14 protein-coding genes are annotated in these 15,447 nt (G+C 72.0%); 8 read left to right on the top strand and 6 right to left on the bottom strand.

What is annotated here, in order from left to right; translation table 11 throughout:
- The first annotated feature begins 35 nt into the window (after positions 1-35).
- Positions 36-797 (top strand): molybdate ABC transporter permease subunit, encoded by a 762-nt coding sequence (gene modB / locus AB0L65_RS59000; protein ID WP_364265761.1) that lies wholly within the window; start codon positions 36-38, stop codon positions 795-797.
- On the top strand, positions 794-1,825 hold the full coding sequence (locus AB0L65_RS58995; RefSeq protein WP_364265731.1) for an ABC transporter ATP-binding protein: 1,032 nt from the start codon (positions 794-796) through the stop codon (positions 1,823-1,825). The genes modB and AB0L65_RS58995 overlap by 4 nt, the downstream gene beginning before the upstream one ends.
- 17 nt (positions 1,826-1,842) lie before the next feature.
- Here the strand turns inward: AB0L65_RS58995 and AB0L65_RS58990 are convergent, their stop codons facing one another.
- The 4 genes from AB0L65_RS58990 to AB0L65_RS58975 form a co-directional block, all read right to left on the bottom strand.
- The gene (locus tag AB0L65_RS58990) at positions 1,843-6,027 is read right to left on the bottom strand and encodes a bifunctional nitrate reductase/sulfite reductase flavoprotein subunit alpha (RefSeq protein WP_364265729.1); all 4,185 of its coding nucleotides are present in this window, start codon (positions 6,025-6,027) and stop codon (positions 1,843-1,845) included.
- A 180-nt stretch (positions 6,028-6,207) separates the two neighbouring features.
- Positions 6,208-7,266 carry a beta-eliminating lyase-related protein gene (locus AB0L65_RS58985; protein ID WP_364265727.1) on the bottom strand — a complete coding sequence of 353 codons (1,059 nt, stop codon included), beginning with the start codon at positions 7,264-7,266 and terminating at the stop codon, positions 6,208-6,210.
- 42 nt (positions 7,267-7,308) lie between these two features.
- Complete coding sequence (locus tag AB0L65_RS58980) at positions 7,309-7,596, bottom strand: DUF1905 domain-containing protein (protein WP_350733675.1); 288 nt, start codon at positions 7,594-7,596, stop codon at positions 7,309-7,311.
- Between the two features lie 19 nt (positions 7,597-7,615).
- Positions 7,616-8,056, bottom strand: a complete 441-nt coding sequence (locus tag AB0L65_RS58975; RefSeq protein ID WP_364265725.1) for a rhomboid family intramembrane serine protease — start codon at positions 8,054-8,056, stop codon at positions 7,616-7,618.
- A gap of 123 nt (positions 8,057-8,179) precedes the next feature.
- Here AB0L65_RS58975 and AB0L65_RS58970 point away from each other — a divergent pair, with 123 nt between their 5' ends.
- A complete protein-coding gene (locus AB0L65_RS58970) occupies positions 8,180-8,710 on the top strand; it encodes a DUF4240 domain-containing protein (protein ID WP_364265723.1) in 531 nt (176 codons plus the stop codon).
- A 4-nt stretch (positions 8,711-8,714) separates the two neighbouring features.
- Here the strand turns inward: AB0L65_RS58970 and AB0L65_RS58965 are convergent, their stop codons facing one another.
- Both AB0L65_RS58965 and AB0L65_RS58960 read right to left on the bottom strand, forming a co-directional pair.
- The gene (locus AB0L65_RS58965; RefSeq protein ID WP_364265721.1) at positions 8,715-9,362 is read right to left on the bottom strand and encodes a response regulator transcription factor; all 648 of its coding nucleotides are present in this window, start codon (positions 9,360-9,362) and stop codon (positions 8,715-8,717) included.
- On the bottom strand, positions 9,347-10,588 hold the full coding sequence (locus tag AB0L65_RS58960) for a histidine kinase (protein WP_364265720.1): 1,242 nt from the start codon (positions 10,586-10,588) through the stop codon (positions 9,347-9,349). The genes AB0L65_RS58965 and AB0L65_RS58960 overlap by 16 nt, the downstream gene beginning before the upstream one ends.
- Positions 10,589-10,777: 189 nt before the next feature.
- Between AB0L65_RS58960 and AB0L65_RS58955 the strand changes: the two genes are divergently transcribed.
- From AB0L65_RS58955 to AB0L65_RS58935, 5 genes are all read left to right on the top strand, one after another.
- The gene (locus AB0L65_RS58955) at positions 10,778-11,158 is read left to right on the top strand and encodes a hypothetical protein (protein WP_364265718.1); all 381 of its coding nucleotides are present in this window, start codon (positions 10,778-10,780) and stop codon (positions 11,156-11,158) included.
- A gap of 75 nt (positions 11,159-11,233) precedes the next feature.
- Positions 11,234-11,668, top strand: a complete 435-nt coding sequence (gene lepB / locus AB0L65_RS58950; RefSeq protein WP_364265716.1) for a signal peptidase I — start codon at positions 11,234-11,236, stop codon at positions 11,666-11,668.
- 10 nt (positions 11,669-11,678) lie between these two features.
- Positions 11,679-14,579: a BTAD domain-containing putative transcriptional regulator gene (locus tag AB0L65_RS58945; protein WP_364265714.1), complete on the top strand. Its 2,901-nt coding sequence runs from the start codon at positions 11,679-11,681 to the stop codon at positions 14,577-14,579.
- A 74-nt stretch (positions 14,580-14,653) separates the two neighbouring features.
- Positions 14,654-14,848 (top strand): hypothetical protein, encoded by a 195-nt coding sequence (locus AB0L65_RS58940; protein ID WP_192789616.1) that lies wholly within the window; start codon positions 14,654-14,656, stop codon positions 14,846-14,848.
- Between the two features lie 63 nt (positions 14,849-14,911).
- Positions 14,912-15,433: a MauE/DoxX family redox-associated membrane protein gene (locus AB0L65_RS58935; RefSeq protein WP_364265712.1), complete on the top strand. Its 522-nt coding sequence runs from the start codon at positions 14,912-14,914 to the stop codon at positions 15,431-15,433.
- The last annotated feature ends 14 nt before the right edge of the window (positions 15,434-15,447 follow it).

Below are 15,447 nucleotides of genomic sequence, written 5' to 3'. Positions count from 1 at the left end.
GCCCGGGCCGTCGGGCTTCCGGGCGGCTGCCGTGGATGCTGGTCGTGCCCGCGCTGGTGGGCCTGGCCTTCCTGGTGCTGCCGCTGGCCGGGCTGCTGGTCCGCGCGCCCTGGGGCACGCTGCTGGAGCGGCTGGCCGAGCCGCAGGTGCTGGAGGCGTTGCGGCTGTCGCTGGTGTGCGCGACCATCGCGACGGCTCTGTGCCTGGTGCTCGGGGTGCCGCTGGCGTGGCTGCTGGCGAGGGTGGACTTCCCGGGGCGGCGGGTGGTGCGGGCGCTGGTGACCGTTCCGCTGGTGCTGCCGCCGGTGGTGGGCGGTGTGGCGCTGCTGCTGGTGCTGGGGCGGCGCGGGCTGGTCGGGCAGTGGCTGGAGTCGTCGCTGGGGATCACGCTGCCGTTCACCACGGCGGGGGTGGTCGTCGCGGAGGCGTTCGTGGCGATGCCGTTCCTGGTGATCAGCGTGGAAGGCGCGCTGCGCGGCGCCGACCGGCGCTTCGAGGAGGCGGCGGCCACGCTGGGGGCCTCGCGCTGGACCGTGTTCCGGCGGGTGACGCTGCCGCTGATCGCGCCGGGTGTGGTGGCCGGGGCGGTGTTGTGCTGGGCTCGGGCGCTGGGGGAGTTCGGCGCGACTATCACGTTCGCGGGCAACTTCCCGGGCACCACCCGTACGATGCCGCTGGCCGTCTACCTGGCCTTGGAGACCGAGCCGGAGGCGGCGATCGTGCTCAGCCTCGTCCTGCTGGCCGTCTCCGTGATCATCCTGGCCAGCCTGCGCGACCGGTGGGTGAGCAGCCCATGACGCTGCAGGCCCATCTGGTGGTCTCCCGGCCCGCCTTCACCCTCGACCTCGCGTTCGAGGTGGCCGCGGGCGAGGTCGTGGCGCTGCTCGGCCCCAACGGCGCGGGCAAGACCACCGCGCTGCGCGCCCTGGCCGGGCTCGTCGCGCTGTCCGGCGGTGAGATCGTCCTGGACGGCCGCGACCTGCACCCGCTGGCCGCCGAGCAGCGCCCGATCGGCATGGTCTTCCAGGACTACCTGCTCTTCCCGCACCTGACGGCGCTCGACAACGTCGCCTTCGGGCCGCGCTGCCAGGGCGTCCCCAAGGCCGAGGCCCGCCGCACGGCCGCCGACCTGCTGGAGCGGGTCGGCCTGGCCGACCGGGCCGCCGCCAAGCCGCGCCAGCTGTCCGGCGGCCAGGCTCAGCGGGTCGCGCTGGCCCGGGCGCTGGCGGTACGGCCCAGCCTGCTGCTGCTGGACGAGCCGCTGGCCGCCCTCGACGCCCACACCCGGCTGGAGATCCGCTCGCACCTGCGTCGTCACCTGGCCGACTTCGACGGCGCGACCGTGCTGGTCACCCACGACCCCCTGGATGCGATGGTGCTGGCCGACCGGCTGATCGTCATCGAGAACGGCGCCGTCGTCCAGCAGGGCACCCCTGCCGAGGTGGCCCGGCACCCGCGTACCGACTACGTGGCCCGCCTGGTCGGGCTCAACCTGTATCGCGGCGTGGCCGACGGGGCGCGGGTCAAGGTCGATGAGCTGCTGCTGCACACCTCCGAACGGCTCGACGGGCCCGCGTTCGTCGCCTTCCCGCCCGCCGCCGTGGCCCTCTACCGGACGCGTCCGGACGGGAGCCCGCGCAACCTGTGGGAGGCGCGCATCGAGGGCATCGAACGGCACGGCGACAACGTACGCGTCCACCTCGACGGGCCGATCACCGCCTTCGCCGACATCACCCCCGCCGCCCTGGCCGACCTCGACCTGACCCCGGGCCAGCAGATCTGGGCCTCGGTCAAGGCCGGTGAGACCCACGCCTACCCGGCGTGAACGCTTGAGCGTCGCTTTCAGTACACGTCGCGGACGTAGCGTTTCGCCGCGGCCAGCTGCTTGACGTACGCGATGGCGTCGTCGGGGGCCAGGCCGCCGTGGCGGGCCGCGATGTCGCGCAGGGTCTGGTCGACGTCCTTGGCCATCCGGGCGGCGTCGCCGCACACGTACACGTGCGCGCCCTCCTGCAGCCAGCTCCACAGCTGCACGCCGTGTTCGCGCATCCGGTCCTGCACATAGACCTTGGCCCGCTGGTCGCGGGAGAAGGCCAGGTCCAGCCGGGTCAGCAGGCCGTCGTCGTGCAGCGCGGCCAGTTCGTCGCGGTAGTAGAAGTCGGTGGCGCGGCGCTGCTCGCCGAAGAAGAGCCAGTTGCGGCCGGGGTGGCCGAGGGCCCGGCGTTCGTCGAGGAAGCCGAGGAAAGGAGCCACGCCGGTGCCCGGGCCGATCATCACCATGGGGGCGCCGGGGTCGGCGGGCGGCCGGAAGTGCTTGGTCGGCTGGACGTGCACCGGGACGGTGGTCTGCTCGTGGCTGTCGGCCAGGTACGCCGAGCACGCGCCGCCCCGCGTCGCGCCGCGTGGGTTGCGGAAGCGCACCACCGAGACCGTCAGGCTGATCCGGTCGGGGCTGGTGAGCGGGCTGGAGGAGATGGAGTACAGGCGCGGTTGGAGCCGTTTGAGCACGTCGGCCCACTCCTGGGCCGTGGCGCGTACGGGGAGCTCGGCGAGCACGTCCACGGCCTGGCGACCCCACATCCATTTGTCCAGCTCGCCCTTGTTGCCGGGGCGCAGGAGCCGGGCGAGGTCGCGGTCGTGGGTGCGTTCGGCGACGAACTTCAGCAGGCCAGGGGTGATCTTGGTGATGTCGAGGTGGCGGTACAGGGCCTCGCGGAGCGGCAGCGTGCCCAGGCCGGGGAGCTCGACGGTGTCGGCAGGGCTGAGGCCGGTGCCGGCCAGCCATTCCATGACCAGGTCCAGGCTGTTGACGGGCAGCACGCCGAGGGCGTCGCCCGCCTGGTAGGTCAGCTCGCCGCCGGTGTCGAAGGTGAACCGGCGGACCTCTTTGGCCGAGCCCGGCAGGCTGAGCAGCCGGTTCGCCGTCAGCGTCGCGGTGATTGGGGAGGCGCGGGTGCCGGACGGCATGGCCGTCGTCGGTTCGCTCCGCGCCGGTCCGGGATCGGCCAGGGTGAACAGGAGCTGGTTGAGCCAGTCCAGGGCGCGTTCGTGCTCGTCCGGCTCGCAGTCCACGCGTGGCGCGAGGCGGAGCGCGCCGAGCTCCTCCAGGCGCCGGTCGAGGCGCCGGCCGTGGCCGCAGAAGTCGTCGTAGCTGGAGTCGCCGAAGGCGAGGACGGCATAGCGTACGCCGTCGAGCCGCGGCGCTCCGGGCTCGGCGAGCGCGTCCCAGAACGCGGTGCCGTTGTCGGGGGCCTCGCCGTCGCCGAACGTGCTGGAGATGATCAGCAGGTCCGCGTCCGGCGTCAGGGCCTGAGGGGCGTAGTCGTCCATGCTTACCAGGCGGGCGGTGCGGCCGGCGCCCGCCAGCCGCTCGGCGCTGGCCACGGCGAACTCCTCGGCGTTGCCCGTCTGCGAGGCCCACAGGATGACGATCTCGCGTGCCGGGGCCTCCGGCTCGGCGGGCGCGGGCTCCGGTTCGGTGGGCTTCCGCGCCGGGCGGACGATGCGGGAGAAGGCGCCGGCCAGCGCCCCGTTCACCCACACCGCGTGGTCCGGCGCGAAGGGCGCATGACCCGGCAGCACCGGTACGTCCGCTCCGTCGAGCGGGGTGCTCGCCAGGCCGGCCAGGAATCCGGACAGATAGCGGCGTTCCGACGGGGAGAGCTCCGGCGGGGTCACGTCGGCGAGCCCGAACAGGCCGTGCAGCGCGCCAACGGCGACCGGCGTCCGCACCTCCTCGGCGGTCGCGGTCGTTCGGTCGGCGTCCGGCGTGCGCGCTCCCTCGGCGGTCGCGGCCGTACGAACGTCGGCTGCCGGGGCGGGAGCGGCCGTGGCGGGGTCCGGGGCGACCTTGGCGAGGGAGACCGCGCACACCTTCAGCTCGGGCTGGTAGGAGATGGGGTCGACGGCGTCGCTGGTGACGGCGTTGACGCTGAGGTACTCGCCGAAGAGATCGTTCCAGTGGAACGGCGCGAACAGGTTGCCCGGCATCACCCGGTCCGTCACCACCGCCGGCAACACGGCCCGCCCGCGCCGGGAGGAGACCGTCACGAGATCGCCCTCGCCGATGCCGTGCTCGGCGGCGTCGGCCGGGCTGATCTCCACGAACGGGCCGGGGTTGAGCTTGTTCAGTTTCGCGATCTTGGCCGTCTTGGTGAGCGTGTGCCACTGGTGCTGCACCCGCCCGGTGTTGAGCACGTACGGGAAGGTGTCGTCGGGCAGCTCGGCGGCGGGCAGGTGCGGACGCGGGAAGAAGACGGCCCGGCCGTCGGCGGTGGCGAAGGCCAGCCGCGGGCCGCTGCCGTCCTCGCGCGTGAGCGTCGCCTGGCTGCGGCCGTCGTTGAGGTAGCGGACCGGGTTGCGCTCGCCGGAGCCGGGCGGGGCGGGCCACTGCACGGGGGTTCCGCGTAGCCGGTCGTACGTCACGCCGCGCAGGTCGTACCCGGTCGCCGGGTTCCACGCCCGCTTGATCTCCTCGAACACCTCCTCCGCGCTCGAATAGGAGAAGCCGTCCGCGAACCCCATCTCGCAGGCGACCCTGGCGATGATCATCCAGTCGGGCAGCGCCTCGCCGACCGGCTCGACGGCCTGCCGGAGCAGGGTGAGGTTGCGCTCGGAGTTGATCATCACGCCTTCGGCCTCGGCCCACAGGGCGGCGGGCAGGACCACGTCGGCGTAGGCGTTGGTCTCGGTGGCCGCGAAGACGTCCTGAGTGACGACGAACTCGGCGGCCTCCAGGCCCGCGATCACCGTCCTGCGGTTGGCGACGCTGGCCACGGGGTTGGTGCAGATGATCCAGCACGCCTTGATCTCGCCCTCGGCCATCCGGGAGAACATCTCGATCGTGCCCTGCCCGACGTCGGTACGCAGCGTGCCGGGCGCGAGGCCCCACAGGTCCTCGACGAACCGGCGGTCCTCCTCCACCAGCACCGAGCGCTGCCCGGGCAGGCCGGGGCCCATGTAGCCCATCTCGCGGCCGCCCATCGCGTTGGGCTGGCCGGTCAGCGAGAACGGGCCGCTGCCCGGGCGGCAGATCGCGCCGGTGGCCAGGTGCAGGTTGCACAGCGCGTTGGTGTTCCAGGTGCCGTGGGTGCTCTGGTTGAGCCCCATCGTCCAGCAGCTCATCCACTCGCCGGCCTCGCCGATCCACCGGGCCGCCTGACGCAGGTCGGCCTCGGGGATGCCGGTGAGCTCGGAGACCTTGGCGGGCGGGTAGTCGAGCAGGAAGTCCGGCATGGCCTCCCAGCCGCGGGTGTGCTCGGCGACGAACTCCTCGTCGACGTGCCCGTTCTCCACCAGCAGGTGCAGCAGCCCGTTGAGCAGGGCCAGGTCCGTGCCGGGCCGGATCTGCAGGAACAGGTCGGCCTTGGCGGCGGTGGCGGTGCGCCGCGGGTCCACCACGATCAGCTTGGCGCCGGCCTTGACCCGGTCCATCATGCGCAGGAACAGGATGGGGTGGCAGTCGGCCATGTTCGCGCCGATGACGAAGAACACCTCGGCGCGCTCGAAGTCCTCGTACGAGCCGGGCGGGCCGTCCGAGCCCAGCGACAGCTTGTAACCGCTGCCCGCGCTGGCCATGCACAGCCGCGAGTTCGACTCGATCTGGTTGGTGCCGACGAACCCCTTGGCCAGCTTGTTGGCCAGGTACTGGGCCTCCAGCGTCAGCTGCCCGGACACGTAGAACGACAGCGCGTCGGGCCCGTGCTCGTCCAGGATCGCGCGCAGCCGCCGGGCGGTCGCCGTGATCGCCGCGTCGATGCCGCTCTCCTCCGGCTGCACGCCCCTGGCGGGCCTGACGAGCGCGCGTTCCAGCCGGCCCGGGGCGGCGAGCAGGTCGGCGCTGGTCGCCCCCTTGGTGCACAGGCGGCCGGCGTTGGCCGGATGGCTCTTGTCGCCGGCGACCTTGACCACCCGGCGCCGCCCGTCCGCACCCCGGGCCACGTCCAGGACGATCCCGCACCCCACGCCGCAGTAGGAGCAGACGGTCTTCACACGCGCGATGGCGTTGCTCGGGTCTGTCGCCGTCATCGGCCCTTCCCCTTCGACAGGGCCTGAACGACGTTCCCTCTCCGTGGGCGCGCCGCAGCCGCACCGGGCAGATCCAACGCGCAAAACGTAAGAAACAGGCGTTACGCGGATGTCACAGCAGCCGACCGCCGCCGGTTACATCCGCATCACCGCCGATCCCCGCCCGCCACACGCCCAGGGTCACGAGGCGGCGCGGGCGAGCACGTCGCGGATGAGGGCGACCACCTCGCCGGGGGTGAACTCCATGGCGTTGTCGCCGACGCTGATCTCGAAGCTGCATCGGCTCGGGCCGGGCGCGGAGCGGACCCGTCCCCAGAGCTGGATGCCGCGTTCGGCGAGGATCTCCGCGCCGGCCCGCTCGACGGCGCGCCTGGGGGCCGGCAGGTGGATGTGGAACAGCGGCGTCTGCGGGGGATCGGGGTAGGCGTGGGCGGCGCCGTCGGCGTTGACGGCCGCCGCGATGGCGACGGCGTGCTCGCGGTAGGCGGGCATGCGTGCGGCCAGGGTGTCGAGGCCGACGAGGGCGGCCAGGGCGAGCGGCCAGGCGTCGCGGATGCCGCCGCCGAGCCGCTGGCGCCACACCCGGGCCGCGTCCACCGTGGCGGTGTCGGTGGCGAGCACGGCGCCCCGTACGCCCTGCAGGCTCTTGTAGAGCGAGACGTAGACCGTGTCGAAGAGGGCGGCGATCTCGTCGAACGGCCGGCGATAGTACGTCTGGGCCTCCCACAACCGGGCGCCGTCCAGGTGCGCGGCGGCGCCGGTGGCCCGTACGAGGGCGACCTGCTCGCACAGGTCCTGCCATTCCGGAAGCAGGCCGCCGAGGTCGCGCTGCGGCAACTCCCAGACGACCGCCGCGAGCGGCTCGCCCGCCGCCCGCAGATCGTCGGTGGTCATCAGCTCGTGCGGGTCGCCGGTGCGGCGCATCCGCAGGCCGTGGACGGCGTTGTAACCCTGCTCCTCCCAGACGTCGAGATGCGATTGCGGGTGCGCGGCGAAGGTGCGGCGCCCGCGCCGATCGGCGTGCAGACGCAACGCGACCTGCTGGGCCATCGTCCCGCTGGGGAAGAACAGCGCGCTTTCCTTGCCGAGGAGCTCGGCCAGCCGCCGCTCCAACACCGCAACAGGGCCGTCGGGGCCGTCCGGCGGAGTGTCGTCGTCCACGAGCGCCAGCATCTGCTCCAGCATCACCCGTGGCGTACGCCGGATCGGCGCGTGCAGGAACAACGACCGTCGGATCATATGCATGTCCTTCGCTATTGCGACTATTTCGCAATAGTAGCGTCAGAGGTCAACGGTCAGGCGAACGGTCACCACGTCCCCCACGTCGAGCCCTTCGGCCTTCCGCACCCCCGCCTTCACCGGCACGATGTAACGCCCGTCCTTCGGGAACAGCGACGTCTTCCACCGGGTCTCCCGTATCTGGGCCGTGACCGGGATCATGCCCCAGCCATAGCTCACCGCGCCGGCGGTCGTCTCCAGATCGCGGCACTCCTCGTCCGGAACGGTGATGAAGTGCCAGGGCGCCGGCCCTCTCCAGAACCACATCTCACTGCTGAACTCCACGTTCATCGACCCAGGATAGGAGCCGTCAAAGCCCGAGATGCCGGTCGAACGCGCCGCGCACCAGGATGTAACCGAAGTAGCCGAAGACGACACCGCTCGCGCCCGCCCCGGTGGCGTCGGGGCTGGCGGTGAACCAGGCGCCGAGACCGCTGACCAGGATGATGAGCCCTGTCACGCTGAGGAACTTGCGCACGCCCCGATAAGCGGACAGGAAGCCGAAGATGAACAACGGCCCCGAGTTCCCCTCGATGTGCGCCCAGCTCCAGTGCAGGAACGGCGCCGACACGATGTCGGGCAGGCTCGCGGGGTTCCACGCCTGGATCCCGTACTCGTAACTCAGCGTGTAGCCTGACGCCCAGTTGGCGATCTGGATCGTCCAGATGACGGCCAGCGCTCCGACCATCACCCATAACGCCTTGCGCGCCTCAGCGATCATGATCTCGGCCGTCGGGCCTTTGGCTTCCACGTGATTCCTCCTGAGCGTCCGTGCCTTTTCCGGGAATCAGTATCGGGGCCGTCGATCACTAATACGGCTGCAGCCGCCTTGTGCAGTGGACGGCATTGCGGCTCGGTGTTCAGAATGCCGATCATGACGCGTGACGACTTCTGGGCGATCCTCGCGCAATGCCCTCCGCCGGCAGGCCCCGACGACGACTGCGACGCACTTGTCGCAAGGCTCGGCCGATTGTCGCCGCCGGAGATCGTCGCGTTCGACCAGCACCTCACCGACCTCCGCCTCGCAGCGCATCGCCTCGACCTGTGGGGAGCCGCGTACCTCATCAACGGCGGCTGCTCCGACGACGGCTTCGAATACTTCCGCTGCTGGCTGGTCGGCCAGGGGCGTCGGACCTACGAGGCCGCACTCGACGATCCGGATTCCCTGGCGGATCACCAGCCCGCTCGCAGGAGCATCCTCGACGATTCGGACGAGTGCGAATGCGAGGCCTTCATGTACGCCCCCGGCAAGGCTTACGAGCGCATCACCGGCCAAGAACTCCCTGAGGGCACCGGGGAGTATCCGAGGCTCGGGGAAATGTGGGACTTCAGCGATGTCGAGGAGATGCGCCGCCGTTACCCACGACTGTCCGCGCTGCTCGACGAGGCTGACGCGCTCGCCTAAGGCGTCAGGGCTTGTTCAGGTAAGTGAGTACGGCGAGCACGCGGCGGTTGTTGTTGTCGTCATCGGTGATGCCGAGTTTGCCGAACAAGGAGGTCGTGTACTTGCTGATAGCGCTCTCACTGAGAAAGAGCCGCCGGCCGATGGCCTGATTGGACAATCCCTCGGCCATGAGGCCGAGCACGGAGTATTCGCGTTCGGTGAGCTGTCCGAGTCGTCGGTCCGAGGATCCGCTGGACAACAATTTGGCGATGACCGCCGGGTCCATGGCGGTCCCGCCGGCTGCGACGCGTTCGAGGGCGTCGATGAACTGATCGGCGTCGAACACGCTCTCCTTGAGGAAATAGCCGATGCCACCGGCGCCGTCGGCCAGGAGTTCGCGGGCGTACAACTGCTCGACGTGCTGCGAAAGGATCAGGACCGGCAGCCCCGGCACTTCGCCGCGGGCGGCGAGGGCCGCCCGCAGGCCCTCGTCGGACTGGGTCGGCGGCATGCGGACGTCGACGACGGAGACATCGGCCCGCCACCTCAGCAGCGCGTCGAGGGTCTCGGGCCCGGTGGTCGCCGTCGCCACCACCTCGTGGCCGTACGCCTGGAGCAGGCGGACCATCCCGTCGCGCAGGAGGTAGAGGTCTTCGGCTACAACGATTCGCATGGCACGACCATCCTCACACGCGTCGGACCGCCCGCCGGACTGGTGATCTCCACGGTGCCGTCGAAGACCGCCAGACGCTGGCGCAGCCCCGCGAGTCCGCCCCCGGCGCTCACACTCGCCCCGCCCCGGCCGTCGTCCTCGACGTCGACGGCGATGCCGGTCTCGTCGCGGGTGACGGAGATCCGCGCCCGGGTCGCGTGGGCGTGCTTGACGGCGTTGGTCAGCAGTTCGGCGACTCCGAAGTACACAGCGGACTCGATCGGCGGGTCCAGGCGCAGCCGAACGCCGGCGCTCACGACCACGTCGAGCGGGCTGTCCAGGGCGAGAGCGCGGACGGCGTCGACGAGCCCGCGCTCGTTCAGCACCGGCGGGCTGATGCCCCTGACCAGTTCGCGCAGCTCGTTCAGTGAGGTGGCGGCGCCCACCCGCGCGTCCCGCAGCAGCGTCCTGGCCTGGTCGGGGTCGGTCTCCATGAGTTTCTCCGCGGTCGCCAGCGAGAGCCCGAGCGCGACCAGGCGCGCCTGCGCCCCGTCGTGCAGGTCCCGCTCGATCCGGCGGATCTCGGCGGCCTGCGCGACCGTGGTGTCCGCACGCTGGGCCGTCAGCTCGTCGACCCGGTCCGCCAGCGTCATCGCGGGCGACGGGCGCAGGAAGCGGACGGCCACCGGTACGACGGGCCGCCAGGCGTACGGGGCGGCGGCGACCGCCACGACCAGGCCGAGCACCCCGACGAGGAGCGACGATCGGCTGAACCCGAGGACCGCCGCCACGGCACCGGCCGGCGGGACGGCGGCGACCACGCCCGCGGTGAGCGGCGCGATCGCCGTGAACCGCAGGTCCCGCCAGAAGCCGGGATCTCTCCACCGGGTCCGCCACTTCTGGTCCATGAGGGCGTCGCGTTTGGTGCGCTCGTAGCTGAAGCCGTTCCACCAGTACCCGGTGGACAGCCGCGTCACCGGCGCGGCCTGCCGGTATCCGGCGGGGATGACGGTGCCCGTCCACCTCGCGACGACGGAGCGGACCATCCGGCTCACCGGGCGCGCCAGGGCGAGCGTGCCGATGCACGCCCATACGAACGGCACCGTCCCCGACCACGGGTTTCCGCCCCACCACCAGATCCACAGCGTCGCGGCGGCGGCCCACACGGCCGGGACCGGCATGGTGACGGCCACCACCACGCATGCGCGCACGAACCCCACGCAGGCGCTCGACACCCACTGTCGCATGATTCTTCCTTCTCACTTCACGACCACGGCTTGGTGTCTTCACTGTGCACCGCACCGGAGCCGCTGCCTGCCGGATCGGCCCTGAAGTGGGTCTGGACCCACCCAACCGTACGTCCAGCCCCATACCGCCCCATCCATGCCCTCCCTAGCGTGATCACCACTCCAGACAACACAAGGGATGAAACAGACATGGAATCCTTCGGCAAGGTCAAGATCCTCGTCGCCGCCTACGGCGCGCTCAGCGTCGTGGTCCTCGCCACGGTCGCCGTCCTCGCGATCAGCGGTCAGACGGTGACCTCGTTCATGTGGGGCCGGTCGGCGGGGGTGCTCGCGAGCGCCGCGGTGACCTACTGGCTGACCGTCCTCGCCGCGCGGGGAACACGGTGGGCCTATCTGCGCGTACGCGTCATCTCGATCGCCATGCCGGTCGCGATCGTCGCCGTCGACATGATCCCTGGCATCTGCCCGATGTGGTTCGCCGCGATGCAGGCGGTATGTGCCCTCCCCATCGCCGCGGCCGGGTTCGTCGTCAACGGCTCCGCCCTGCGCGCCGCCTTCCCCCGCGGTTGACAGGGTGCGGAGCCAACGGCGATCCTCAGCCGGATAAAGATCAATATTTCCCTGGGGCCGGCGGTGGAAAAGCGGATGAAGCTGATCAGCATGGGATTGCTCGCCGGGGTGCTCGCGGCGGCGGCCGGCGCCTTGGTGGCCCGCCGGCGCTACGTGGTGGTCACCGTCGAGGGGACGAGCATGGCTCCGACCCTGCACGACGGCGACCGGGTGCTGGTCCGGCGGCGCCGGATCGGCCAGGTGGCCCGGGGCGATGTCGTGGTGCTCGAACCTCCGTCCGACCCACGAGCGGGTGTGGACGGCACGCGCTGGAACATCAAGCGCGCCGTCGCCCTGCCGGGTGACCCGGTGCCGCCGGACGTGGACGGCGCCGCGGAACGCGTGCCCGCGGGTGCGCTGGTGGTCTACGGCGACAACCCCCGCAGCGTCGACTCGCGGCAGCGCGGTTTCTTCCCGGCCGATCGCCTGCTCGGGGTAGCGCTGCGCCGGCTGGGCGGGTCTGCCCTGTAGGCGGCGGGACGTGAAGTTCCGGATGCTCGGACCGCTGCGGATCGAGGGCGACGACCCGCCGGCGGGATGGGCGATGATCACGGCGCCCAAGCAGCGGACCGTCCTCGCCATGCTGCTCGCCCGGGCGGGCCACGTCGTACCGATCCGGTCGCTGGTGGCGGAGGTCTGGGAGGACCAGCCGCCCCGCTCCGCGGTGGCGAACCTGCGTACGTACCTCATGCAGTTGCGCAAGCTGATGCCGCCCGCGGCCGACCCGGCCGTGGAGCGGCTGGTGACCTCGGACGCCGGTTACCTGTTGCGGGTCGAGCCAGAGGAATTCGACCTCTTCCAGTTCGAGGCGCTGTCCGCGCACGCCCGCCAGGCGCTGGGCAGGCGCGATCTCAGCACCGCCCTGGACTCCTACACCCGGGCCCTCGCGCTGTGGCAGGGGATGGCGGCCGAGGACGTGCCGCTGGGGCCGACGCTGCGGGAGGTGGTCGCGCGCCTGACCGACCACTACCTGAGCGTGGTGGAGGAGCACGCGGACATCCAGCTCGCCCTCGGCAGGCACGCGACGGCGGCCAAGCGGCTGCGCGAGGTGATCGGGCAGTACCCGCTGCGCGAGCGGCTGCACGGCCAGCTCATGGTGGCCCTTTACCAGAGCGGTGACGTGGTCGGCGCGCTGGACGCGTTCGGGGCCGCCCGGAAGGTCCTCGCCGACGAGCTGGGCATCGATCCGGGTCCTGACCTGCGCAGACTGCATCAGCTGATCCTGCGCAGGGACCCGGCCCTGCTGTCGGAGGAAGAGGCCCCCGCCGACGACGGGCGGTCCCGGCCGCGCCAGCTGCCGCGCGCGCCGAGCGTGTTCGTGGGCCGCACGGCCGAGCTCGCCCGGATCCACGCCGTGCTGGGCGCCGGCGCGGGGCCGCCCGTGCTGGCGCTGCACGGCCCCGGCGGGATCGGCAAGTCGACGCTCGCCATGAAGGCGGCGTACGGCGTGGCCGACCGGTACCCCGACGGCCACCTCTACGCCGACCTCCAGGGATCGACACCGAGCCTGTCGCCGTTGCGCCCTGACGAGGTGCTCGGCCGCTTCCTGCGCGCGCTGGGGGTGCCTCCGGGCGAGGTGCCCGCGGCGCCGGCGGAGGCGGCCGCCCTCTACCAGTCGGTGCTGGCCGACCGGCGCGTCCTGGTCGTCCTCGACAACGCCGTCGGCGCCGCCCAGGTGGCTCCCTTGCTGCCGGCGGGCGGTGGCTGCGCGGCGCTGGTCACTAGCCGGTCGGTCCTGACGACGCTGGACGCCGTACCGATCGCCGTGAACATGTTCGACGAGGAGCAGTCGGTACGGATGCTGGCGCTGCTGGCCGGTCAGGCGCGCGTGGCCGCCGAGAAGGAGGCGGCGGCCGAGATCGCGCGCTGGTGCTGCCACCATCCGCTGGCGCTGCGCATCGCCGGCGCCCGCCTCGCGGGCCGGCCGGACTGGTCGCTGGCGGGCTTCAACGAGCGCCTGAGCAACCAGCGGCGGCGGCTGGACGAGCTGCAGGCAGCCGACCTGCGCGTCCGCTCCTGCTTCGAGGTCGGCTACGCGACCCTGACGAGCGCCGCGAGGACCGTCTTCCGCCTGTTCGGCGTGCTGGAGGTGCCGGAGGTGGGCGTCGAGCTCGTCGCCGCGCTGGCCGACGTCGAACTGAAGACCGCCGAGACCGTGCTCGACGAGCTGGTCGAGGCGCGCCTGATCGAGCCGGTCGGCGAGAGCCGGTTCCGCACGCACGACCTGCTGCGGCTCTTCGCGGGGGAGCTGGCCGCCTCCCACGACTCGCCGGCAGACCTGGACCTGGCCGTACGGCGGGCCCTGGACTGGTATCTCGACCTCTGCCACCAGCTGCGCGACCTGCTGCAGTCGCACCTGCGAGCCGGCGGCGGGAGCCGGGAGCGCCGGCGCGATCCCGGCCTGGTGCTGCGTGACCCCGCCGCGGCCGTGCGGTGGCTCGACACGGAGCTGCACTGCCTGGTCGCGGCCGCCGTCCAGGCCGCGCGCGGGGAGCCGGGAACGGCGCGCTTCGCCATCGAGCTGATGACCCTGGTCAAGGCCACGGTGATGAAGGGCGGCTACTGGCGGGAGCTGGAGACCATCGCGCGGCTGGCCATCGAGGTGGCGCGGCGCGACGGCGACCGCGGCGCGGAGGCGTCCACGCTCGCGACCCTGGGGCTGCTGGAGTGGCGAGCCGGTCAGGGGGAGGCGGCCGGCGGCCATATGCGGCGCGCGCTCGAGCTCTGGCGCGACCTGGGCAACCGCGAGGAGGAAGGGATGGCGCTGCACAACCTCGGCTGGCTGCACATGCAGACCGGCGACCTCAACGCGGCCCTCGGCCGCATCAGCGCGAGCCTGCGGCTGCTCAAGACGCACGGGTCCAGGCGCGTCGGGCTGGTCGGCCACAGCCTGGGCGAGCTCCTGCTCCAGCTGGGCAGGGACGCCGAGGCGGTGGACCGCTTCGAACGGTGCCTGACCGTCCGCCGGGCCGATCGCGACCTGAACGGCGAGAGCATCACGCTGGCGGCGCTCGGCCGCGCCTACTGCCTGCTCGACCGGCGGGACGAGGCGCTGGCCGCGATGGACGAGGCGCTGGCCCGCTGTGAGGAGACCGGCAACCGGGAGGACGAGTGGGAGGTGCTGCTCAGCAGGTCCGAGATCCGGCTGCGGCAGGGCGCTCTCACCGCGGCCGAGCGCGACCTGGTCAGGGCCCTGGAGCTGGCCGCCCAGATCGGCGACGCGTACGGCTACGCCGCCTGCACCCGCCAGCTCGCCAGGGCCAGGACGGCGTCGGGCGACCCGCGTGCCGCGGGGGACGCCCGGCGGGCCGAGGAACTGTTCGCGGATCCGTCGATGCGCCTTGACCCGGTGCTGGAAAGGCTGCTCACCGCCCAGGTGTAGCGCGGCTGTATCGGTCGCTGTATGTCCCCCAAATAGCGTTTCGGCCTGACCGCATCGCTATACAAGGAGCGAACATGACTTCTGTCTTGGGCAAGCTCGGCGACAGGATTCTCGACAGGCTCGTCCCGAAGGCGTCCGCCAAGGCGGCCGCGGAGTGGTACGTGCACTGCTACTGCAGGGAGCGTTCCGACTTCAGGAAGATCTGCACGACCGCCGGCGGCACGACCCGCTGCGGGTCCTGCTACGCCTTCAGGGTCTGCGGCGGCTAGGTAGAACGCGCGGACCGGCGGCGGCCTCCTCCGCCGCCGGTCCCCGGACACGAGGGTGACGCCGTGCTCTATCTCATGATCATGTGCCGGGCGCTGCTGGCCGCCGTCTTCGCGATCGCGATCGCGGGGAAGGTACGCGGCCGATCGGCGTACGGCGAGTACGTGTCCTCGATCGTGGTCCTCAAGATCCTTCCGCGAGCCGTGTCCACCATGGCCGCGCACGCCCTGGTGGCGGCGGAGGCCGCCTCGGTCGTCCTGCTGGCGCTGCCGTGGACCGTACCGCTGGGGTTCGCGGTCGCGGTGGGCACGCTCGCCGCGCTGACCGGCGGCATCCTCGCCGCCCTGCGCCGGGGGCGGCAGGCGCCGTGCCGGTGCTTCGGCGCGTCCGTCACGCCGCTCGGCCGGCCACACGTGATCCGCAATCTCGTCCTGGCGGCGTCCGGCGCCACCGGGCTCGCCGCATGGGCCGCGTCCGGCGCGGCGGTGGCGCATCCGGCCGGTGTCGCGCTCGCTCTCGTCGCCGCCGCCGTGGGCGCTCTGCTCGTGGTGCGCCTCGACGACCTGTTGGAGCTGTTCACCGCCTGAAGAGGGGTTGTCCG

This window comes from Nonomuraea sp. NPDC052116 (assembly GCF_040680035.1).
GTDB lineage: Bacteria > Actinomycetota > Actinomycetes > Streptosporangiales > Streptosporangiaceae > Nonomuraea > Nonomuraea angiospora_A.
Note: the sequence above shows the minus strand (reverse complement) of the source record. Positions and strands in the feature narration are given on the sequence as shown.

Coding starts and splice junctions, on each gene's coding strand:
- modB (WP_364265761.1), top strand. CDS start 36: ATGCTGGTCGTGCCCGCGCTGGTGGGCCTGGCCTTCCTGGTGCTGCCG.
- AB0L65_RS58995 (WP_364265731.1), top strand. CDS start 794: ATGACGCTGCAGGCCCATCTGGTGGTCTCCCGGCCCGCCTTCACCCTC.
- AB0L65_RS58990 (WP_364265729.1), bottom strand. CDS start 6,027: ATGACGGCGACAGACCCGAGCAACGCCATCGCGCGTGTGAAGACCGTC.
- AB0L65_RS58985 (WP_364265727.1), bottom strand. CDS start 7,266: ATGATCCGACGGTCGTTGTTCCTGCACGCGCCGATCCGGCGTACGCCA.
- AB0L65_RS58980 (WP_350733675.1), bottom strand. CDS start 7,596: ATGAACGTGGAGTTCAGCAGTGAGATGTGGTTCTGGAGAGGGCCGGCG.
- AB0L65_RS58970 (WP_364265723.1), top strand. CDS start 8,180: ATGACGCGTGACGACTTCTGGGCGATCCTCGCGCAATGCCCTCCGCCG.
- AB0L65_RS58965 (WP_364265721.1), bottom strand. CDS start 9,362: ATGCGAATCGTTGTAGCCGAAGACCTCTACCTCCTGCGCGACGGGATG.
- AB0L65_RS58960 (WP_364265720.1), bottom strand. CDS start 10,588: ATGCGACAGTGGGTGTCGAGCGCCTGCGTGGGGTTCGTGCGCGCATGC.
- AB0L65_RS58955 (WP_364265718.1), top strand. CDS start 10,778: ATGGAATCCTTCGGCAAGGTCAAGATCCTCGTCGCCGCCTACGGCGCG.
- lepB (WP_364265716.1), top strand. CDS start 11,234: ATGAAGCTGATCAGCATGGGATTGCTCGCCGGGGTGCTCGCGGCGGCG.
- AB0L65_RS58940 (WP_192789616.1), top strand. CDS start 14,654: ATGACTTCTGTCTTGGGCAAGCTCGGCGACAGGATTCTCGACAGGCTC.